We start from the raw sequence: 19,009 nt of genomic DNA on the forward strand, positions 1-19,009 counted from the left end.
TCGCCCGGTTCGTGCGCGGTTCCGGGGGTGGGGTCGGGCCGTGCCTGGTCAGTCCAGGCTGCCCAGCGGGTCGGCCCGGACGAGGTCGGGGTCGGCGGCGGCGAAGGTGCGGGCCCGGCCCGGGCCGGTGCTGCGCGTCTCGAACCGGACGGTGACGCGGCCGTGGCCGGCGCCCTGCACCCAGCCGTGGCCGTGCTCGGGGTGGCGCACGTCGTCGCCTGGGCGCCACGCCTGGCTCAGCGCGTCCGCCGGGGACGGGTCCGGGAGCGGGTCCGGGTCATCGGGCGCGGGGACGGCGGGGTCCACCGGGGCCGATCCGGTGGGGCTCGGACCGGGATCGGGCTCGGGCCGGGCGGCGTCGGCGTCGAAGCGGACGGCCTCGAACAGCGCGGGCGGCGGGTCGTCGATGAGCCCGGCCAGTGACACCCCGATCAGCCGGACCCCGCCCTCGGGTACAGCGGCGCGGGCCAGCCGCTGGGCGACCGCGGTGAGCGTGGGGAGGTCGGTGCTCCCGCTGCCGGCCGTCTCGGAGCGGCTCGACGTGGTGAAGTCGGCGCTGCGCACCTTGACCGTGACGGTGCGGGCGGCGCGCCCCGACTCCACGAGCCGCCGGTGCGCCGCCTGTGTCATCCGGGCGACGGCGTCGTGCACGGCGGTCATGGCGGTGAGGTCGGTGTCGAAGGTGGTCTCGGCGCTCACCTGCTTCGCCGCGCCCCTCGGCGCGACGGGCCGGTCGTCGACGCCGCGGGCGAGGCGGTGCAGCTCCATCCCGATCGCGGTGCCCAGCAGGCCGGTCAGCTCCCGCAGATCCATGGCGGCCAGCTGACCGATGGTGTGCACGCCGAGCCGGTGCAGACCGGCCTCGGCCACCGGTCCCACGCCCCACAGGGCGCGCACCGGCAGCGGCGCGAGCACCGCCTGCTCCTCGTCGGGCGCCACGACCCGCAGCCCGTCGGGCTTGGCGAGCTCGGACGCGATCTTGGCGAGCTGCTTGCCCGACCCGGCGCCGACGGAGGCGGCGAGCCCGGTGGCGGCGTGGACCGCCGCCCGCAGATCCGTGCCGAACCGCTCGACCTCGGCCGCCGAGGCGCCCGCCAGCGCCGGAGGCTCCAGGAACGCCTCGTCCACCGAGACCGGCTCGAGCACCGGCGCGGCGTCGGCGAGGACGCTCATCACCCGCTCGCTGAGCGCCCGGTAGAGCCCGAACCGGGCCGGCAGCACCACGGCGTGCGGGCAGAGCCTGCGGGCCTGACCCATGGGCATGGCCGAGCGCGCCCCGAACACCCGTGCCTGGTAGCTGGCCCCGGCCACCACGGCACGCGGACCGAGCCCGCCCACCAGCACCGGACGCTCGCGCAGCGTGGGACGGGTGAGCTGCTCGGCAGAGGCGAAGAACGCGTCCATGTCGAGGTGCAGCACCCACCGCGCGCCCACGGCCCCATCATCCCCGAGCCCCCCGACAGTCTCGTGCGGCCGGTCTCGTGCGGCGACGGATCGGGATTCAGCCCACTCCGGCGTGCAACACCGCGTTGCCGTCGGCCTCGACCACCCGGGGTGGCGCCGCGCCGAACCCGGCCACCGCGGCCGGGTACCCGTCGCCGGGGTGCAGGTCCCGGAGCCACACCGGCTCGGACGGTGCGCCGTCCCCGGTCCACTCCCGCACCCCCGACGGCCCCAGGGTGATCGCCGTCATCGGGCTGGACAGGCCGCTGCCGGTGGCCTTGAGCAGCGCCTCCTTGCGCGTCCACAGCGCGAAGAAGGACCTCGGGTCGGATACGGACTCGGCCGGTGAGCAGACGTGCGCGGCCATCGCGGGCAGCTCGGTGAGGTCGCGGATCTGCTCGACGTCGAGACCGACCGGGCCGCCCGGGTGGACGGCCACGCCGACGAGGTCGCCGGAATGGGTGAGCGAGAACCCCGGGCCCCCGGGAAGAACGGGTTTGCCGTGCTGCTTCCCGCACTGGCAGGTGCGGTCGAACTCGAGATCCGCGGCGGGACGCCCCACGGCGTCGGCCAGCACGATCCGCGCGAGTGCGTGGGCGGCGACGTAGCGAGCGCGGTCGGCAGGCATCCGGAAGCGTTCCAGGCGGCCCCGCTCGTGCGGGTCGAGGAGCGCGACCAGGCCGTATGCGGACTCCGGCGCCACCGGCGCCGCCCACCAGACGGTGGTGTCCCGGGTTCCGGAGTCGCTGCGCGCGATGGTCACGCTGCCATCGTCACATGCGGCCGGGCCGGGACGGGGGTAACGAGCGCGACATGGACACCGGCCGCGCCGCGGCGGACGTGTCCGGGTGCGCGGGGTACCGCCGGCCTCGTGGACGCGAGGCCGGCGGTACCGGAGCGGATCAACCGGTGCGACGCACAGGGTTGATCCGGCGGCCCTGCGCCGCACGGGCGCGGCCCGAGGAGCCGGGATGAACGGCTCCGTTCTGGGCCTGCTTGCCCGAGCGGCCGCGACGGGCCGCGCGGTTGGCCGGCGGCGCTGCGGCCGGGTCGAGGACCGGTTCGCCGCCGACGATGGCGGTGGAGTCGCCGAGGACGGTGTCGCCGGCGACGGTGGACAGCAACGGATCACGCACGAGTGCCTCCTGCAGGTAGGACGAAGCCGGCACAGCAACAGCAACAGCTGGACCGAGACAGGCCGGCCGGGTGGCTGGGACGGGCGGCGCGGACGAAGGTCCGGGCCGCGGTGCCGCGCGAGGCGGTCGTCACTACAGGCGCATGAGAGGAACGGTAGGAGAAACCGGACACTGCCGCCACGGGTTTTCGGGCCGCACTACCGTCGGGTTCATGACCCACTCCGCTGACGTCGTCGTGATCGGTGGGGGGATCGCGGGCGCGTCGGTCGCCTACGAGCTCTCCGCCAGCCGCTCGGTCGTCCTGCTCGAGGCGGAGACCGCGCTCGCCCGGCACTCCACGGCCCGCTCGGCGGCCACCTACATCCCCGGCCACGGCACGCGGCCCGTCCGGGCGCTGATCGTGGCGAGCGGGCCCCGCTTCGCCCGGCTCGCCGCCGAGCTGGACGCGCCGCCGCTGCTGACGCCGCGCCCCGTCGTGCACGTCGCGGTGGACGCGGCCGGTGAGGCGGCGCTCACCACCACGCTCGGGGAGCAGGCGGGGGAGCCCGGTGCCCCGGTGTCGATCGACCCGACGGAGGCGGAGCGCCGGTGCCCGATGCTCGTGCCGGGCCTGGTGCGGGCCGCAGCGGTGGTGGAGGGCGCGGCCGACGTGGACACCGAGGCGCTGCACCAGGCCTACGTCCGCGGCCTGCGCCGCCGCGGCGGCACGGTGCGGGCGGCCGCCCGGGTGACGGCGATCGAGCGCAGCGGGAGCGGCTGGCGCGTGCACGCCGGAACCGGCGGCCCGATCGACACGCCCGACGTCGTCGACGCCGCGGGTGCGTGGGCGGACGTCGTGGCCGGGCTCGCCGGCGTGCCGCGCGTGGGGCTCGTCCCGCTGCGGCGCACGATCGCGGTGGTGCGCGTGCCGGACCCGGCCCGGCTTCGGGTGCCGGACGGGCGCGTGCCGATGGTCCGGGAGGCCGCCGAGCGGTTCTACTTCAAGCCGGAGGGCGACGGGCTGCTGGTGAGCCCGGCGGACGAGACGCCGGTCGAGCCGCACGACGTCAGGCCCGACGAGCTCGACGTGGCGACGGCGCTGGAACGCGTCGAGGCGGTGACCGGGCTCGGGCTGCGCTCGGTGCGCACCAGCTGGGCGGGGCTGCGCTCGTTCGTCCCCGACCGGCGTCCCGTGGTCGGGGCCTGGCCCGACCACCCGGGCTTCTGGTTCTGCGCCGGCCAGGGCGGTTCCGGCATCGAGTCCGCTCCGGCGCTGTCGGCCTTCGCCGCGGCCGTCGTCACGGGGGAGCCGGTACCGGCGGACGTGCCCCTCGATCCGGCGACGTTCTCCCCGACGCGCCTGTAAGCTCCTGCTTACATCCGTTTGGGACGCCTGAAGGAGAACGTTGACCTCCACCCTCGAGCTCTTCGAAGGCGCCTTCTGGCGCGACCCGTACCCGGCATACGGCACCTTGCGCACCGACGAGCCGGTGATCCGGCTGGAGCGTCCGGAGGGCGCGGTGTGGCTGCTGTCGCGCTACGCCGACGTGCGGGCAGCGCTGGCCGACCCACGGCTGGTCAAGGACTGGCGCTACACGCTGCCGCCGGAGGAGCGGGCCGCCGCTCCCGTGTCGCCCATGCCGATGATGCTGCTGATGGACCCGCCGGACCACACCCGGCTGCGCAAGCTGGTGTCGCGTTCGTTCACGCTGCGCCGCATGGAGGGGCTGCGCCCCCGCGTCGAGCAGATCGCGGGCGAGCTCCTCGACGCCCTGCCGCCGACCGGCCGGGTCGACATCATGGCCGAGTACGCGTTCCTGCTGCCCGTGCTGGTGATCTGCGAGCTCCTCGGCGTGCCGGCCGATGACCGCGACGACTTCGCGGCCTGGTCCAACACGATGGTCGACGAGTCGACGCGCGACGAGTCGAACGCCGCGTCGGGGAAGCTCTTCGAGTACCTCTCCCGGCTCATCGCGGAGAAGCGCGCGCACCCCGACGACGCCCTGATCAGCGGGCTGATCGAGGTGGCCGAGGACGGCGACCGGCTCTCCGAGGGCGAGCTCATCGGGATGGCGACGTTGCTGCTCATCGCCGGGCACGAGACCACCGTCAACCTGATCGGCAACGGCTTGCTCGCCCTGCTCACCCACCCCGAGCAGCTCGCTCTGCTGCGGGAGCGCCCCGACCTGCTGCCCTCGGCGGTCGAGGAGTTCCTGCGCTGGGACTCCCCGGTGCACAGCACCCCGCTGCGGGTCGCCGCCGAGGACGTCGAGTACTCCGGCGTGACGATCCCGGCCCGGTCGGTCGTCACGCTCTCGCTGGCCGCGGCGAACCGCGACCCCGCCCGCTTCGACGGCGCCGAGGAGCTGCGCGTCGACCGGGACCCCGCGGGCCATGTCGCGTTCGGCCACGGGCTGCACCACTGTCTCGGCGCCCAGCTCGCGCGCATCGAGGGGCAGGAGGCCCTCGGGCTGCTGCTCGCACGCCGCCCGGAGCTGGCGCTGGCCGTCGACCCGCAGGAGCTGCTGTACCGGCACAGCACGCTGGTCCGCGGGCTCCGGACCCTCCCGGTGGAGCTCGGCCCGTCCGCCTGACGAGCGCTCCCCGGCACGGCGAGGGGTGACCGCGCCGGGGAGTACTCGTGGGTGGGTTCCGCAGCGCTGCGGTCCCGTGGACCGATCAGCGCGCCGCCGGCCCGTCGTGCAGGGGAGCACCGGTGGCGGCGCGCACCTCGTCCGCGGTGACGCCCGGCGCGGTCTCCACGAGCGCGAGCCCGTCGTCCGTCACGTCGATCACGGCGAGGTCGGTGATGATCCGGTCGACGCAGGCGGCGCCGGTGAGCGGCAGGGTGCACTCCGCCACGATCTTGGGTGAGCCGTCGCGCGCGGTGTGCTCCATCATCACGATCACCCGGCGAGCGCCGTGGACGAGATCCATGGCGCCGCCCATGCCCTTGATCATCTTGCCGGGCACCGCCCAGTTGGCGAGGTCGCCAAGGGCGCTGACCTGCATCGCACCCAGCACGGCGACGTCCACGTGCCCGCCCCGGATCATGCCGAAGCTCGCGGCCGAGTCGAAGTAGGACGCCCCCGGCAGCACGGTGACGGTCTCCTTGCCCGCGTTGATGAGGTCGGGGTCCACCTCGTCGTCGGTCGGGTAGGGGCCGACACCGAGGATCCCGTTCTCGGAGTGCAGCACGACCGTGCGTCCGGTCGGGATGAAGCCGGGCACGAGCGTCGGCATGCCGATCCCGAGGTTGACGTAGGAGCCGTCGGGCAGCTCGGTGGCCACCCGCGCGGCGAGCTGGTCACGGGTGAGGCTCATGCTGTCTCCACGTTCGGGGCGCGCACCGTCCGGAACTCGACGGGCTTGTCGGCGTCGGGCACGTGCACCACGCGCTGCACCTGGATGCCCGGGGTGTGCACGGCGTCGGGGTCGATCTCCCCGGGCTCGACGAGGTGCTCCACCTGGGCGATGGTGATCCGGCCGGCGGCGGCGCAGACGGGGTTGAAGTTGCGGGAGCTGCGGCGGTAGACGAGGTTGCCGTGCCGGTCGCCCTTCCAGGCGTGCACCAGTGCGAAGTCGGGGACGATCGCCTCCTCCAGCACGTAGGAGCGCCCGCCGAACTCACGGACCTCCTTGCGGGGCGAGCGCACGGCCACCCCGCCGTCGGCGTCGTGGCGCCACGGCAGGCCTCCGTCGGCGACCTGGGTGCCCACGCCCGCGGGGGTGAAGAACGCGGGGATGCCGGCGCCACCCGCCCGCAGCCGCTCGGCGAGCGTGCCCTGCGGTGTGAGCTCCAGCTCGATCTCCCCGGCCAGGTACTGGCGGGCAAACTCCTTGTTGTTGCCCACGTAGGAGCCGATCGTGCGGCGGATCCGGCCGGCGGCGAGCAGTGTGCCCAGGCCGAACCCGTCGATGCCGAGGTTGTTGCTGATCGTCTCCAGGTCGGTGGCGCCCTGGTCCAGCAGCGCCGCGATCAACGCGGCGGGGACGCCGGACATCCCGAACCCACCCACCGCGAGCGACGCGCCGTCGGGGACGTCGGCCACCGCCTCGGCCGCGGTCGCGACCACCTTGTCCATCACGGACCCGACACTAGAACGGTGTGCGCTCAACGCACAACCGTTCGCAGAGCGAACACGGGCGAGTGTCGGGCAAGTTCAGGAAAGCCACTTTCCTGCCCGGAGAGGGCAGCAACGTGGCTTTCCTGAACCTGGGTGGGTACCGGTGCCGCGGCGCGCGGCCCGTACGGTTCCGCCTCATGTCCAGTGCGCTGTTCGACCCGGTGTTCGGGGCCGACCGGGTGGCGGCCCGGCTCGACGACGCCTCCTGGGTGGCCGCGCTCGTCGCCGTCGAGGTGGCGTTGGCCCGGGCCGCGGCCGAGCACGGGGTCGTCCCCGCGGCCGACGCCGCACGCATCGCCGCGGTGGCCGGCGACCTGCGGATCGACCCCGCGGAGCTCGGGCGGGCGGCCGTGGAGGGCGGGAACCCGGTGATCCCGCTGGTCAGGCTGCTGCGGGAGGCTGCGGGGGAGGCCGGGCGATCCGTGCACCCCGGCGCCACGAGCCAGGACGTCATGGACACCGCCGCCGTGCTCCTCACCGGGTGGGCGGGCGAGATCGTGCTCGACGACCTGCGCGGTGCCGCCGACGCCGCCGCGGCACTGGCCGCCGCGCACCGGACCACCCCCATGATCGCCCGCACGCTCGGACAGCAGGCCCTGCCCACGACGTTCGGCCTCGTCGCGGCCGGGTGGTGCGCGGGCCTGGACCGGGCCACAGCCGGGCTCGCGCGTCCCTTCTCCGCGTTGCCCGTCCAGCTCGGCGGGGCTGCCGGCACCCTCGCGGCGCTGCACCCGCACGGCCCTGCCGTGGCGGCGTCGCTCGCGGCGAGCCTCGGGCTCTCCGACACCCCGCCGTGGCACACCGAGCGCACCCGGATCGGCGAGCTGGCTGGCGCGCTGGCCGTGGCCGCAGGCGCCTGCGCGAAGCCGGCCACGGACGTGGTCCTGCTCGCCGGGACGGAGCTCGGCGAGGTGTCCGAGGCCGCGCCGGGCGACTCGTCGTCGATGCCGCACAAGCGCAACCCGATCGCCGCGATCACGGCGCGGGGGGCGGCCCGGCGCGCCCCCGGCCTGGCCGCGGTGCTGCTCGCCGCGGCCGACCACGAGCACCAGCGCGCGGCGGGAGCCTGGCACGCCGAGTGGCAGACGCTCGGCGAGCTCCTGCGGGCCACCGGCGGCGCCGCGGCCCGGCTGCGGACCTGCCTGAAGGGCCTGGTGGTCCACCCGGACCGGATGGCCGCGAACCTCGCGCTCACCAGCGGGACGGACCCCTCGCCCGGCCACGCCGCCGACCTGGTGGACCGGTTGCTCGCGGACCGGCCGTGACCCCCGCGAGTCGCCCAGAATCCGCCCGCGAGTCGCCCGGTTCGCGCGCGCGAGTCGCCCGGCCCGGTGCCACGCCGCCGCGCCCCGCCACGAGCAGGACGGGGGCGCCGTGGTGACCGAACACGTCCGCTCGCTCGCCAGGGGACTCGCCGTCATCCGGGCCTTCGACGCGGATCACCCCGAGCAGACCCTGAGCGAGGTCGCCCGCCGCACCGGGCTGCCGCGCGCCGCCACCCGGCGCTTCCTGCACACCCTCACCGAGCTCGGCTACGTCCGCTCCGACGGACGGATCTTCGCGCTCACCCCGCGGGTGCTGGAGCTGGGCTACTCCTACCTCTCCAGCCTGTCGCTGCCCGAGATCGCCGCGCCGCACCTGGAGGCGCTGGTCCGGGAGGTGCAGGAGTCGGCGTCGGTCTCGGTGCTCGACGGTGGTGACGTGGTCTACGTCGCCCGGGTGCCCACCTCGCGGATCATGACCGTCGCTATCACGATCGGCACCCGGCTGCCGGCCTACGTCACGTCGATGGGCCGGGTGCTGCTGGCCGCCCTCCCGCCCGAGGAGCGGGCGGACCGGCTGGCGGCACTGCGACCGCAGCCCCTGACGGACCGCACCCTCACCGACCCGGCGGCGCTCGCCCGCGAGCTCGACGCGGTCCGCGAGGCCGGGTTCTGCGTGGTGGACCAGGAGCTGGAGCTGGGGCTGCGCTCGATCTCCGTCCCGGTGCGCGGCCCGGGCGGCGCCGTGGTGGCTGCGGCGAACGTCAGCACCAGGGCGGGCTCGCGGGACGTCGTGCGTGAGGTCCTCCCGGCGCTGCGGGCGTGCGCGTCCGCCATCGAGGCCGACATCACCGCGGGCGACCGGACCCCGCGCTGACACCTCCGCCCGGCCGGGGGGAATGCCCCGGCAGCGGCACCGGGTTCGAACGAGGAACGGGCCGACGCGAGCCACCGGAGGGCACTCATGGGGCGCAGTACGTACCTGGCGGTGGAGGTGTCGGGAGCGGGTCGGCACCCGGCGGCGTGGCTGCGGCCGGACGCTCAACCGGACGCCCTGCTCACAGCGCCGTACCACGTCGGGCTGGCGCGGCTCGCCGCCCGGGCCGGTGCCGACTTCCTCGCCGTGCCCGACTCCCTCGCCCCACCGTCGGCCGACCCGCGGCTGGTGCCGCTGCGCCTGGACGCGGTGGCGATCGCCGCGCGGGTGGCGCCGGTCGTCCCCGGTGTCGGGCTGGTGCCCACGGTGACCGTCACCCATACCGAGCCGTTCCACGTCTCCAAGGCGATCGCCACGCTGGACCTGGTGTCCTCCGGCCGGGCCGGCTGGGAGCCCGTCGTCTCGCGGACGGCCGCGGAGGCGGAGCTGTTCGGCCGCAAGCCGGCCGCGCCGCCCGCCGAGCTGTGGCGGGAGGCCGTCGAGGTCGTCGACGTCGTGGTGGCGCTGTGGGACTCCTGGGAGGACGACGCCGTGATCCGCGACGTCGCCACCGGCCGCTACGTCGACCGCGACAAGCTGCACTACATCGACTTCAGCGGTGAGTTCTTCTCGGTGAAGGGCCCCTCGATCACGCCGCGCAGCCCGCAGGCCCACCCGCTGGTCGTGGTGCGCGGTGACGAACCGGAGGCACTCGCTGTGGCCGCGGCCCGGGCCGACGTGGTCCGCGTCGCCGCCGCCGACCTGGCGACGGCCCACACCGCGCGGGAGCGGGTGCGCGCGGCGGTGGCCGCGGCGGGCCGGGACCCGGACGCGGTCGCCGTGCTGCTCGACGTGGAGGTGCTGCTGGGCGCCGACGCCGGGAGCGCCCGCCGCGAGCTCGACGCGCTCGACGCCCACCGCGAGCTCGCCCCGTCCTCGCTGCGGGTCGTCGACACGGCGGCCACGCTGGTCGACGTGATCACCGACGCCGTGGCGGGCGGCGCTGCCGACGGCGTCACCGCCGTGCCGCTCGCGCTGCCGAGCGGGGTGCGGGCGATCGCCGCTGACGTGGCTCCCCGGCTCGCCGACCGCGGCCTGCGGACCCCGGTCGCGCCCGGTGCCACGCTGCGCGACCGCTTCGGCCTCGCCCGCCCGGCGAACCGGTTCGAGGGAGCGCGCGCGTGACCGCCACGAAGCAGATCCACCTGGCCGCACACTTCCCGGGGGTCAACAACACCACCGTCTGGAGCGACCCGGAGTCCGGCAGCCAGACCGACTTCGCCTCGTTCGTGCACTTCGCGCAGACCGCCGAGCGGGGCCTGTTCGACTTCCTGTTCCTCGCCGAGGGGCTGCGGCTGCGCGAGCACCGCGGCCGGATCCACGACCTCGACGTGGTGGGGCGCCCCGACACGCTCACCGTGCTGAACGCGATCGCCGCCGTCACCACGCACCTGGGCCTCGGGGGCACCCTCAACACCACGTTCAACGAGCCCTACGAGCTGGCGAAGCAGCTGGCGTCGCTCGACCATCTCTCCGGTGGCCGGGCCGCCTGGAACCTCGTCACCAGCTCGGACGCCTTCACCGGCGAGAACTTCCGCCGCGGCGGGTTCCTGGCGCCCGAGCAGCGCTACGACCGCGCGCAGGAGATCCTCGACGCGACCCGGGAGCTGTGGCTGTCCTGGGCGGAGGACGCGGTGGTGGCCGACCGGGAGCGCGGCGTCTTCGTGCGTGACGGTGCGGTGCCGGTCGTCGAGCACCGGGGCGAGCAGTTCTCGTTCTCCGGACGGTTCTCGCTCCCGCCGACGCCGCAGGGGCACCCGGTGCTGATCCAGTCCGGCGACTCGGACGCGGGCCGGGAGTTCGGGGCCCGCACCGCCGACGCGATCTTCTCCCGGCACGGCACGCTCGAGGCGGGACAGGCCTTCTACCGCGACCTCAAGGGCAGGCTCCCGCGCTACGGCCGGGCCGAGCGGGACGTCACGATCCTGCCGGCCACCACGTTCGCGCTCGGCGACACCGCGGAGGACGCGGAGGAGGTGGCCGACCGGGTCCGGCGCGCCCAGGTGAGCCCGCAGACCGCGATCGCGTTCCTCGAACAGGTGTGGGGCCGCGACCTGTCGGCGTACGACCCCGACGGCCCGCTGCCCGACGTCGACCCGGACCCGGACGGCACGTCGATCACGCGCGGCCGGGTGCGGCACGAGAAGGACCCGGCGGCCGTGGCCCGGCAGTGGCGGGAGCTCGCCGAGGCGAAGGGCGGCCTCTCAATCCGGGAGCTGATCATCGAGACCACCGCCCGGCAGTCGTTCGTCGGCACCCCGCGGCAGGTGGCCGAGCAGATGGACACCTACGTGCAGGAGAACGCCTGCGACGGCTTCATCCTCATCCCGCACCTGGTCCCCGGCGGGCTCGACGAGTTCGTCGAGAAGGTGGTGCCGGAGCTGCAGGACCGGGGCAGCTTCCGTACCGAGTACACCGGGCCGACCCTGCGCCACCACCTCGGCCTGGCCCGCCCCCGAGCCTGAACCCACCGCGGTCAGGACGGACCCTCCAGGAGTTCGGCCAGGACCGCGGCCTCACTGATCGCGGGGTCCTTGCTGGCCGTCAGCAGCGTCAGGGTCCGGCCCTGCGCGAGCTCTGCCAGGTGCGCGAGGGCGGACTCCTGCTCACCGCTCCCGAGCTCCTCCCGGTACCGACGCCCGAACTCGGTGAAGAGCTCGGGGTCGTGGCCGTACCACCGGCGCAGCTCGGTGGATGGGGCGACGTGTCCGCACCACTCGTCGATCCGCGCCCTGGCCTTGCTCATGCCCCGCGGCCAGAGCCGGTCGACCAGCACGCGGACGCCGTCCTGCTCGGTGACGGGGTCGTAGATGCGGCGCACCCGCACCGCTCCGGCAGGCCTCACCGCAGTGGGGTGATGCCCTGGGTCTCGCGCGGGAACGTCGCGAGCGTCTCCTCGGAGATGTTGAGATGTGCCGACACCAGCGACGGCGGGACGTGGGCGAGCCAGTTCGCGAGCGAGACCTCCTCGTAGTGGTCGCTGCGGAAGGTCTCGACGTAGATCAGGACGTCGTCCCCGGTGTTCTCGACGTAGTGACCGAGGTTCCGGCGCACCACGCCGACGTCGCCCGCACGGAAGTCCGACGTGTTGGCGTGCGGCCCGGTGTTGAAGACCGTCATGCGGCCCTGCCCGCGCAGGTAGTACTGCCACTCGTCGGCGTTCGGGTGCCAGTGCAGTTCCCGCATCGAGCCGGGCTGGATGATGTTGAGTGCGGCAGCGACCGACCGTGCGGCGGGGAAGTTGGTGCTGTCGGCGACCTGGATGCTCCCGCCGCTGTTGCGGTAGCGCGCCTCGGAGCGCGACAGGCGGAAGATCACGGCCTCGGTCGCGCCCCACTCCACGCCTGCCGCCTCCTGGTCCGCGGCCAGATCTCCGGGTTCGTCGCCGGGGAAGATCCAGAGGTTGTGCAGCGGGATGTCCGTGAAGACCTCCTGGGCGACGCCGAAGTTCTTGGCGAGCACGTCCGGCGGGGTGTGGGCGAACCAGTCGGTCAGCAGCAGCGTGTTGCTCTCCGACTGCTGACCGTCGTCGAACGCGAGGACGAACTCCGCTCCGTCGGGCCCGCGCCCTTGCAGCGAGTGCGGCAGGCCGGCCGGGAAGAACCACAGGTCGCCCGCCTCGACGTCGTCCACGCTCGGCCGTCCGGTGCGGCTCAGCGTGGTGATCCGGCAGCGCCCCTCGGTCATCAGGGCCCACTCGGCGGTCTGGTGCCAGTGGAGCTCCCGGATGCCGCCCGCCTCGAGGTACATGTTGACGCCGGCGATCTCGTCCGAGATCGCGAAGTCGGACTGGGTGAGCTCGCGTGCCCAGCCGCCCTCCTGCACGCGTCGGGGGGAGATGTTGAACGAGGACCAGAAGAACGGCTGCGAGCTGATGTCGGTGGCGGGCGCGTGCATGTGGTTCGGGAACTGGCTCTCGATGACCGGGTTCCGCGGGCCTTTCATGGTGGTGCTCGCCGGGTGGTCGAGGGTGTTGATCTCGCCCTCGGGCGGGAGGTCCGGATCGCCGAAGCTCGGTGTCTCGTGGTGCGGTGCTGGTACCTGGGGTTCCATCGGCTGGCTCCTCCACCTCGCGCCGGCGACCGGGCCGTGCCGTCACCCGGCCGGCGCTGCGGTCCTCACGCCACCACCTCACCCCGGCGCCGGGTTCCTCGCTTGAGCAGAATGACTGGACTTCGGCCGCCGGTGGCACCTCCTGCATCGCCGAGCGATGCCGTGGCCTACAGCCAGCCCCGGTCGCGGGCCACCCGCGCGGCCTCGATCCGGTTGCGCACCCCGAGCTTCGTGATGGCCGTCGAGAGGTAGTTGCGCACCGTGCCCTCGGCCAGGTGCAGGTGCGCGGCGATGTCGCTGTTGGGCAGCCCCTCGGCGGCGAGGCGGAGCACGTCGCGCTCGCGGTCGGTCATCGGGTCGGCGCCGTCCCACGCGGCGACGGCGAGCGCCGGGTCCACCACCCGCTGCCCGGCGTGCACCCGGCGGACGGTGTCGACGAGCTGGTCGACTGGCGCGTCCTTGAGCACGTACCCCGACACGCCGCTCTCCAGGGCCCGGCGCAGGTAGCCCGAGCGCGCGAAGGTCGTGACGATCACCAGCCGGGTGCGGGCCCGCATGCGGTGCAGCTCGGCGGCCACGTCCAGGCCGCTGAGGCCGGGCATCTCGACGTCGGTGACCAGCACGTCCGGGTCGTGCTCCTCGACGGCGGCCAACGCTTGCGTGCCGTCGGTGGCCGTGGCCACCACCTCGAGGTCCGGCTCGAACGACAGCAGCCGGGCGAAGGCGCCGAGCACCATGCCCTGGTCCTCCGCGAGTACCAGCCGGATCACGCTCGCCCGCCCCGTCATGTGGCCACCGCCGCCGGCACGGTGACGGTGAGCGCCGTGCCGCCACGGGCGCGGCGCTGCACCTCGCCGCCCAGCGCCGCGATCCGCTCGCGCATCCCGGTGAGCCCGTTGCCGTCCGGTGTCTCGCCGCCCACCCCGTCGTCGGCGACCTCCAGCACCACCCGCCCGCCGACGCGGTGCAGCGTGACCGTGCAGTGCCGGGCGTCGGCGTGGCGCACCACGTTGGTGACGCCCTCCCGCAGGGCCAGGCCCAGCGCGGTCTCGGCCGACGGGGTGAGCACCAGCCCGGGTTCGCGCGTGACCTCGAGCGTCACGCCAGCGGCGGTCAGTGCGCTGCGGGACACGGCCAGCTCGTCGTCGAGGTCGACCTGCCGCCAGCCGGACACGGTGGCCCGCACCTCCGTGAGCGCGGCACGTGCGGCCTGCTCCACCTCCGCCATCTCGGCGATCCCGGCCTCGGCGTCGGTGCGGGCGAGGCGCTGCGCGAGCTGGGAGCGCACGACGATGCCGGTGAGGGTCTGTCCGAGCAGGTCGTGCAGGTCGCGGGAGATCCGCTCCCGCTCCGACAGGGTGGCCAGGTGTTCCACCCTGGCGTTGTGGATGCGGTTCGCACGGCCCTCCTCGATCTCCTCGATCGTGACGAGCCCGACCACCCAGACGAGCACGAGGGACGGCGCGAACGCCCAGAGGCGCCAGGGCATCGGGATCGAGGAGAGCAGCACCAGCACCACGACGAGCGCCGTGAGCCCGGCGAGCCACCACCGGGCGACCCGCCGCGTCCGGCCGCTCCCGGCGAATGCAGCGGCGTAGACGAAGAGCACGCTCGCGCCCGAGTTGACCGGCGCGGCCAGGACACCCAGCACGGTGGTCGTCACCAGCGCCCAGCGCCGGACCGGGCCGGGACCGCGGTGCGCGAGAACGTAGATCGGGAGGAACACGACGACCACGGCGAGGGCCACCGCCCACTGCAAGGGCCGGTTCCGGTCGTCGTACAGCGGTTGGAAGAGCAGCATGCCCAGCCAGACCAGGTGCCAGAGGGTGGACGTCCGCAGCGGAGCCTGCCCGCGGACTGCGACCCCCGCACTGCCGGGCTCCGCGGTCATACGCGGAGATTACGGTAGGCCCAACCGGCCAGCACCGCACTGATCGCCGTGGTGAGCAGCAGCGCGAGCAGGTTCCCCAACGCGTCGGCTCCGGTGAGCTGGGCCAGCGCGAGCTGGGCGAGGTGGTAGGTCGGCAGGAACGGCGCGAGCGCCTGCACGAACCCCGGCATCATGTCCAGCGGGAACCACAGGCCCGACGCCACCACCATCGGCAGGTACACCGCGTTCAGCACGGCCGCCGTCGCGTTCGAGGAGGCGACGAAGCCGACGGCGAGCCCGAGCAGGGTGAACGGGAGGCCGCCGAGCAGCAGCACGCCCACGAGCCGCAGCCACGTGCCGAGGTCGAGCACCGGTCCCGCCACGAGCAGCGAGACGCCGCTGATCGCGAGCACGACGGCCAGCGCGTAGGGCAACGCGGAGATCACCTTGGCGGCGATGGTCGTGCCGATCGGGGCCGCCGACACCTTCTTCACCCGCAGCCAGCCGCTCGTCCGGTCCTCGGCCACGGCCACGCCCGGGCTGAGCAGCATCACCGAGACGACGCCGAACGTCCCGAAGGTGGCCAGCATGGTCGCGGCCGTCGGCAGCCCGGACGCGGACGGCTGGTTGCCGAACAGCGACGCGAACAGCGCGAAGAACATCACCGGGAACAGCACCGAGAAGAACAGCGCGGTGGGCTCCCGCAGGATGGCCCGCACCCCGTCGGCCACCTCGACGCCCAAGACCCGCAGGCCCGGTGCCAGCGGGGACGTCGGTCCCGTCTCGATCGCGGTCATGCCCGCACCTCCACCTTGTCGCCCGTCGTGTTGTTGCCTGTCGTGTTGTCGCCGCTCGTCGCGTCCCCGGTGAGCGCGAGCAGAGCCTGTTCCAGCCCCGCGCCCTCCACCCGCAGGTCGGTGAGCTGTTCGTCGAGCACCAGCCATCGGCGCAGCACGTCCTCCGGCGCGGCCGTGGCCACCTGGACGCGGTCGCCGTCCGTGGTCACGGACAGGACGCCGGGCAGTGTCCGCAGCACGCTGTCCGCCACGCCGGTGCGGGCGACGATCGTGCGGTCGGGCAGGCGGGCGGTGAGCCCGGCCGGGGTGTCGGCGGCCACGACGTGCCCCCGGTGCAGCACCACCACCCGGTCGGCGACGGCGGCGGCCTCCTCCACGATGTGCGTGGTCAGCAGGATCCCCGCGCCGGCGTCGCGGCGGGCGGCGATCGTGCGCCAGAACGCGCGCCGTGAGGTGATGTCCAGCCCGACGGTCGGCTCGTCGAGCAGGAGCAGGGTCGGGTCACCGACCAGGGCCATCGCCAGCGCCACCCGCTGCTGCTGACCCCCCGAGAGCTTTCCGGCCCGCCTGCGCTGCAGGTCGGTGATCCCGACCTCGGCGAGCACCGGTCCGGCCGCGGTGGCAGGCCGCCCGGCCCGCACCGCCGCACCCCGTACGAGCTCGGCGACGGTGAGGGTGCGCGGGAAGCCCATCGACTGCTGGACCACGCCGAGATGCCGCCGCGTCGCCGCCCGGCGGGGGTCGCCGCCGCACACGCGGACCTGCCCCGACTGGGGGGCCAGCAGTCCCGTGGCCAGCCCGACGAGTGTGGTCTTGCCCGCGCCGTTCGGGCCGAGGAGTGCCACGCACTCGCCGGCCCGGACGGTCATGTCCACCGAGTCGAGGGCGGTGAGGGCGCCGTACCGGTGGTGGGCGCCGGCGATCTGCAGGACGTCGATCATGGCGTTGACGGTGCCGGGTTCCGCCCTGCTGTGGCAGTGGGCGCAGTCAGGGCCCCGGCCTGACAAAAGTCACGTTCGTGCTCGATCACGAGGTTGTCGGGGGCGCCGGGCACACTCCGGGGCATGGCGGAGCGCGTGCTGACCACCGATGAGCTCAACCGCGCGGTCCTCGCGCGCCAGCTCCTGCTCGAGCGGTCCGCGCTGCCGCCGGAGCGGGCCGTCGAGCAGGTCGGCGGCCTGCAGACGCAGTACTCGCCGTCGGGCTACATCGGGCTGTGGTCGCGGGTCACGGGCTTCCGCCGGGAGCTGCTCACCGACGCCCTGACGAGCGGCACCGTCGTGCAGGGCTGGGCGATGCGCTGCACGATCCACATGCTCTCGGCGTCCGACTACTGGCCCCTCATCGCCGCGGTGCGGGCCCCCCGCCGCGTGTGGTGGGTCCGCGCCCACGGGGGCAGCGGGATCGACATGGGCAAGGTCGCCGATGCCGTGCGGGGGTATCTGGCCGACGGGCCGCTCAAGCAGGCCGAGATCCAGCGGCTCCTGGCGGCCGACGGGTTCCCGCGTGAGGTGTGGTCCGGCGTCCAGCTCTGGCTCGAACTGGTGCGCGTGCCGCCTGCGGGCACCTGGGGCACGCCGCGGGCCCACGTCTACGGGCTCGCGGAGCACACGGTGCCCCTACCCGCGTCCCTGCCGTCGGTGGAGGAGGGCGAGGAGCTGCTGGTCCGGCGCTATCTCGAGGGCTTCGGCCCCGCGTCGGCCAAGGACATCTCGTCCTTCTGCGGATGGACGGTCACGGGTGCGCGCAGGGTGCTGGAGCGGCTCGAGCCGCGGCGCTTCCGCGACGAGTCGGGCGGTGAGCTGTTCGACCTGCCCGGCGCCCCGTTGCCGCCGGCCGACGCCCCCGCGCCCGTGCGGTTCCTGGGCCAGTGGGAGGCGGTCCTGCTCGTGCACGCGCGGCGCACGCAGATCCTCCCGGAGGAGTACCGGCCGCTGGTCTTCGGCAAGACGATGCCCCAGTCGGTGCCCACGTTCCTCGTCGACGGCCGGGTGGCGGGCACCTGGCGCTACGTCGAGGGTTCCGTTCGCTGCGAGCCGTTCCAGGTGCTGCCCCGTGCCGTGCTCGACGAGCTGCACGACGAGGGCGAGCGCCTCACGGAGTTCTACGCGGGCGGGTGAGGCCGGCGCGTCAGGGCAGGCGGATGTCGGAGTGGTAGCCGGGTAGCGCACGCAGCTCGGCGAGCTCTCGCTCGCGGTCGCGGTCCACCGGGACGGACGACGTCACGCGCCCGCCCGGACGCGCGATCGAGATCGCCACGGCGACGGCGACGGCGAGCAGGACGATGATTGCGGTAGCCATGGCAGGAAGTATTCGCCGCTCTAGTTCCTGCCAACAGTGGCAGACGTGCCTATCAGAGCAAACATCCTGCCACTATGCTGTCGCCATGCTGTCCACCGTCGCCGCACTGGTGCTTCCCGAGGTCTCGCCGTTCGAGTTCGGCACCATCTGCGAGGTGTTCGGTGTCGACCGCACCGCCGACGGCGTGCCGCCGTTCGAGCTGAGGGTGTGCGGTCCCGCAGCGGGTGAGCCGGTCTCCACCACCGTCGGGATGAGCGTCGTCCCCGAGTACGGCCTCGACGGGCTGCGCGACGCCGACCTCGTCGCGGTCGGGGCCACCCGGCTGCGGACCTTCCCCGAACCGGTGCTCGACGCGCTGCGCGAGGCGGCGGCGAGTGGAAGCACGATGCTCAGCGTGTGTTCCGGAGCGTTCGTGCTCGGAGCCGCCGGCCTGCTCGACGGCCGCTCGTGCACCACGCACTGGATGAACGTCGACGAGCTGCGCGAGCGCCACCCGCTGGCCCAGGTCGACCCCGACGTGCTGTTCGTCGACGACGGCGACCTCATCACCAGCGCAGGCACGGCGGCCGGCATCGACGCCTGCCTGCACCTGGTACGCCGGGAGCTGGGCAGCGCCGTCGTCAACCTGATCGCCCGCCGCATGGTCGTGCCCCCGCAACGCGACGGCGGGCAGCGGCAGTTCGTGGAGCAGCCGGTGCCGCAGTGTTCGTCCGACGGCCTCGCCCCGGTGCTGGACTGGGTGATCGACCACCTCGAGGTCGAGCACACGGTCAGTGACCTGGCCCGGCGGGCGCGCATGTCGGACCGCAGCTTCGCCCGTCGCTTCGTGGCCGAGACCGGCACCACGCCGCACCGCTGGCTCACACTGCAGCGGGTGCTGCGCGCGCAGCGGCTGCTCGAGGACACCGATCTCGGCATCGACGACGTCGCCGAGCGCAGCGGTTTCGGGAGCGGGGCGCTGCTGCGCCACCACTTCCGCAAGGTCGTGGGGGTGGCGCCGGCCGACTACCGGCGAACGTTCACCCTGCGCGCGGCGGTGGCGGGCCACTGAGCGCCCGGCGGGCG

20 protein-coding genes are annotated in these 19,009 nt (G+C 74.3%); 8 read left to right on the forward strand and 12 right to left on the reverse strand.

Going from position 1 to position 19,009, the window contains the following annotated elements:
- Window positions 1–48: 48 nt before the first annotated feature.
- From HF577_RS22705 to HF577_RS22715, 3 genes are all read right to left on the reverse strand, one after another.
- Window positions 49–1,434: a DNA polymerase IV gene (locus HF577_RS22705; RefSeq protein WP_312859303.1), complete on the reverse strand. Its 1,386-nt coding sequence runs from the start codon at window positions 1,432–1,434 to the stop codon at window positions 49–51.
- Between the two features lie 67 nt (window positions 1,435–1,501).
- Window positions 1,502–2,206: a 4'-phosphopantetheinyl transferase family protein gene (locus HF577_RS39350; RefSeq protein WP_312859304.1), complete on the reverse strand. Its 705-nt coding sequence runs from the start codon at window positions 2,204–2,206 to the stop codon at window positions 1,502–1,504.
- Window positions 2,207–2,345: 139 nt separating this feature from the next.
- Window positions 2,346–2,579: a hypothetical protein gene (locus tag HF577_RS22715; protein WP_169397956.1), complete on the reverse strand. Its 234-nt coding sequence runs from the start codon at window positions 2,577–2,579 to the stop codon at window positions 2,346–2,348.
- Window positions 2,580–2,790: 211 nt separating this feature from the next.
- Between HF577_RS22715 and HF577_RS22720 the strand changes: the two genes are divergently transcribed.
- Complete coding sequence (locus HF577_RS22720; RefSeq protein WP_169397957.1) at window positions 2,791–3,924, forward strand: NAD(P)/FAD-dependent oxidoreductase; 1,134 nt, start codon at window positions 2,791–2,793, stop codon at window positions 3,922–3,924.
- A gap of 40 nt (window positions 3,925–3,964) precedes the next feature.
- Entirely contained in the window at window positions 3,965–5,152 is a 1,188-nt protein-coding gene (locus HF577_RS22725; protein WP_169397958.1) for a cytochrome P450 family protein, read from the forward strand.
- A gap of 85 nt (window positions 5,153–5,237) precedes the next feature.
- On the opposite strand, the gene HF577_RS22730 is transcribed toward HF577_RS22725, so the two are convergent.
- Window positions 5,238–5,882 carry a CoA transferase subunit B gene (locus tag HF577_RS22730; RefSeq protein WP_169397959.1) on the reverse strand — a complete coding sequence of 215 codons (645 nt, stop codon included), beginning with the start codon at window positions 5,880–5,882 and terminating at the stop codon, window positions 5,238–5,240.
- Window positions 5,879–6,643 (reverse strand): CoA transferase subunit A, encoded by a 765-nt coding sequence (locus tag HF577_RS22735; protein WP_169397985.1) that lies wholly within the window; start codon window positions 6,641–6,643, stop codon window positions 5,879–5,881. The genes HF577_RS22730 and HF577_RS22735 overlap by 4 nt, the downstream gene beginning before the upstream one ends.
- 179 nt (window positions 6,644–6,822) lie before the next feature.
- Here HF577_RS22735 and pcaB point away from each other — a divergent pair, with 179 nt between their 5' ends.
- The 4 genes from pcaB (at window position 6,823) to HF577_RS22755 (ending at window position 11,388) form a co-directional block, all read left to right on the forward strand.
- Window positions 6,823–7,950: a 3-carboxy-cis,cis-muconate cycloisomerase gene (pcaB, locus tag HF577_RS22740; protein ID WP_169397960.1), complete on the forward strand. Its 1,128-nt coding sequence runs from the start codon at window positions 6,823–6,825 to the stop codon at window positions 7,948–7,950.
- A 112-nt stretch (window positions 7,951–8,062) separates the two neighbouring features.
- Window positions 8,063–8,824 carry an IclR family transcriptional regulator domain-containing protein gene (locus HF577_RS22745; RefSeq protein ID WP_312859306.1) on the forward strand — a complete coding sequence of 254 codons (762 nt, stop codon included), beginning with the start codon at window positions 8,063–8,065 and terminating at the stop codon, window positions 8,822–8,824.
- Between the two features lie 87 nt (window positions 8,825–8,911).
- Window positions 8,912–10,048 carry an LLM class flavin-dependent oxidoreductase gene (locus HF577_RS22750; protein WP_169397962.1) on the forward strand — a complete coding sequence of 379 codons (1,137 nt, stop codon included), beginning with the start codon at window positions 8,912–8,914 and terminating at the stop codon, window positions 10,046–10,048.
- Window positions 10,045–11,388 carry an NtaA/DmoA family FMN-dependent monooxygenase gene (locus HF577_RS22755; RefSeq protein WP_169397963.1) on the forward strand — a complete coding sequence of 448 codons (1,344 nt, stop codon included), beginning with the start codon at window positions 10,045–10,047 and terminating at the stop codon, window positions 11,386–11,388. Before HF577_RS22750 ends, HF577_RS22755 begins: the two co-directional genes overlap by 4 nt.
- 11 nt (window positions 11,389–11,399) lie before the next feature.
- Here the strand turns inward: HF577_RS22755 and HF577_RS39355 are convergent, their stop codons facing one another.
- From HF577_RS39355 to HF577_RS22785, 6 genes are all read right to left on the reverse strand, one after another.
- The gene (locus HF577_RS39355; RefSeq protein ID WP_169397964.1) at window positions 11,400–11,768 is read right to left on the reverse strand and encodes a DUF488 domain-containing protein; all 369 of its coding nucleotides are present in this window, start codon (window positions 11,766–11,768) and stop codon (window positions 11,400–11,402) included.
- Window positions 11,765–12,976 (reverse strand): cupin domain-containing protein, encoded by a 1,212-nt coding sequence (locus HF577_RS22765; RefSeq protein WP_169397965.1) that lies wholly within the window; start codon window positions 12,974–12,976, stop codon window positions 11,765–11,767. The genes HF577_RS39355 and HF577_RS22765 overlap by 4 nt, the downstream gene beginning before the upstream one ends.
- A 167-nt stretch (window positions 12,977–13,143) precedes the next feature.
- Window positions 13,144–13,764 carry a response regulator transcription factor gene (locus tag HF577_RS22770; protein WP_211174693.1) on the reverse strand — a complete coding sequence of 207 codons (621 nt, stop codon included), beginning with the start codon at window positions 13,762–13,764 and terminating at the stop codon, window positions 13,144–13,146.
- On the reverse strand, window positions 13,761–14,867 hold the full coding sequence (locus tag HF577_RS22775) for a sensor histidine kinase (RefSeq protein WP_169397966.1): 1,107 nt from the start codon (window positions 14,865–14,867) through the stop codon (window positions 13,761–13,763). The genes HF577_RS22770 and HF577_RS22775 overlap by 4 nt, the downstream gene beginning before the upstream one ends.
- Window positions 14,864–15,643, reverse strand: coding sequence for an ABC transporter permease (locus HF577_RS22780; protein ID WP_169397967.1), 780 nt, complete (start codon window positions 15,641–15,643; stop codon window positions 14,864–14,866). The genes HF577_RS22775 and HF577_RS22780 overlap by 4 nt, the downstream gene beginning before the upstream one ends.
- Entirely contained in the window at window positions 15,640–16,584 is a 945-nt protein-coding gene (locus HF577_RS22785) for an ABC transporter ATP-binding protein (protein WP_169397968.1), read from the reverse strand. Before HF577_RS22785 ends, HF577_RS22780 begins: the two co-directional genes overlap by 4 nt.
- A gap of 123 nt (window positions 16,585–16,707) precedes the next feature.
- Here HF577_RS22785 and HF577_RS22790 point away from each other — a divergent pair, with 123 nt between their 5' ends.
- On the forward strand, window positions 16,708–17,763 hold the full coding sequence (locus HF577_RS22790; RefSeq protein ID WP_211174694.1) for a winged helix DNA-binding domain-containing protein: 1,056 nt from the start codon (window positions 16,708–16,710) through the stop codon (window positions 17,761–17,763).
- 10 nt (window positions 17,764–17,773) lie between these two features.
- Here the strand turns inward: HF577_RS22790 and HF577_RS22795 are convergent, their stop codons facing one another.
- Window positions 17,774–17,944, reverse strand: coding sequence for a hypothetical protein (locus HF577_RS22795; protein WP_169397969.1), 171 nt, complete (start codon window positions 17,942–17,944; stop codon window positions 17,774–17,776).
- An 85-nt stretch (window positions 17,945–18,029) separates the two neighbouring features.
- On the opposite strand from HF577_RS22795, the gene HF577_RS22800 reads away from it, so the two are divergent.
- A complete protein-coding gene (locus HF577_RS22800; RefSeq protein WP_169397970.1) occupies window positions 18,030–18,995 on the forward strand; it encodes a GlxA family transcriptional regulator in 966 nt (321 codons plus the stop codon).
- Window positions 18,996–19,009 lie beyond the last annotated feature (14 nt).

Source organism: Pseudonocardia xinjiangensis, assembly GCF_012911925.1.
GTDB lineage: Bacteria > Actinomycetota > Actinomycetes > Mycobacteriales > Pseudonocardiaceae > Pseudonocardia > Pseudonocardia xinjiangensis.

What these genes read in the sequence shown, in the direction of transcription:
- HF577_RS22720 (WP_169397957.1), top strand. Translation starts at nt 2,791, where the DNA reads ATGACCCACTCCGCTGACGTCGTCGTGATCGGTGGGGGGATCGCGGGC.
- HF577_RS22730 (WP_169397959.1), bottom strand. Translation starts at nt 5,882, where the DNA reads ATGAGCCTCACCCGTGACCAGCTCGCCGCGCGGGTGGCCACCGAGCTG.
- HF577_RS22735 (WP_169397985.1), bottom strand. Translation starts at nt 6,643, where the DNA reads ATGGACAAGGTGGTCGCGACCGCGGCCGAGGCGGTGGCCGACGTCCCC.
- pcaB (WP_169397960.1), top strand. Translation starts at nt 6,823, where the DNA reads ATGTCCAGTGCGCTGTTCGACCCGGTGTTCGGGGCCGACCGGGTGGCG.
- HF577_RS22750 (WP_169397962.1), top strand. Translation starts at nt 8,912, where the DNA reads ATGGGGCGCAGTACGTACCTGGCGGTGGAGGTGTCGGGAGCGGGTCGG.
- HF577_RS22765 (WP_169397965.1), bottom strand. Translation starts at nt 12,976, where the DNA reads ATGGAACCCCAGGTACCAGCACCGCACCACGAGACACCGAGCTTCGGC.
- HF577_RS22770 (WP_211174693.1), bottom strand. Translation starts at nt 13,764, where the DNA reads ATGACGGGGCGGGCGAGCGTGATCCGGCTGGTACTCGCGGAGGACCAG.
- HF577_RS22775 (WP_169397966.1), bottom strand. Translation starts at nt 14,867, where the DNA reads ATGACCGCGGAGCCCGGCAGTGCGGGGGTCGCAGTCCGCGGGCAGGCT.
- HF577_RS22780 (WP_169397967.1), bottom strand. Translation starts at nt 15,643, where the DNA reads ATGACCGCGATCGAGACGGGACCGACGTCCCCGCTGGCACCGGGCCTG.
- HF577_RS22785 (WP_169397968.1), bottom strand. Translation starts at nt 16,584, where the DNA reads ATGATCGACGTCCTGCAGATCGCCGGCGCCCACCACCGGTACGGCGCC.
- HF577_RS22790 (WP_211174694.1), top strand. Translation starts at nt 16,708, where the DNA reads ATGGCGGAGCGCGTGCTGACCACCGATGAGCTCAACCGCGCGGTCCTC.
- HF577_RS22795 (WP_169397969.1), bottom strand. Translation starts at nt 17,944, where the DNA reads ATGGCTACCGCAATCATCGTCCTGCTCGCCGTCGCCGTCGCCGTGGCG.
- HF577_RS22800 (WP_169397970.1), top strand. Translation starts at nt 18,030, where the DNA reads ATGCTGTCCACCGTCGCCGCACTGGTGCTTCCCGAGGTCTCGCCGTTC.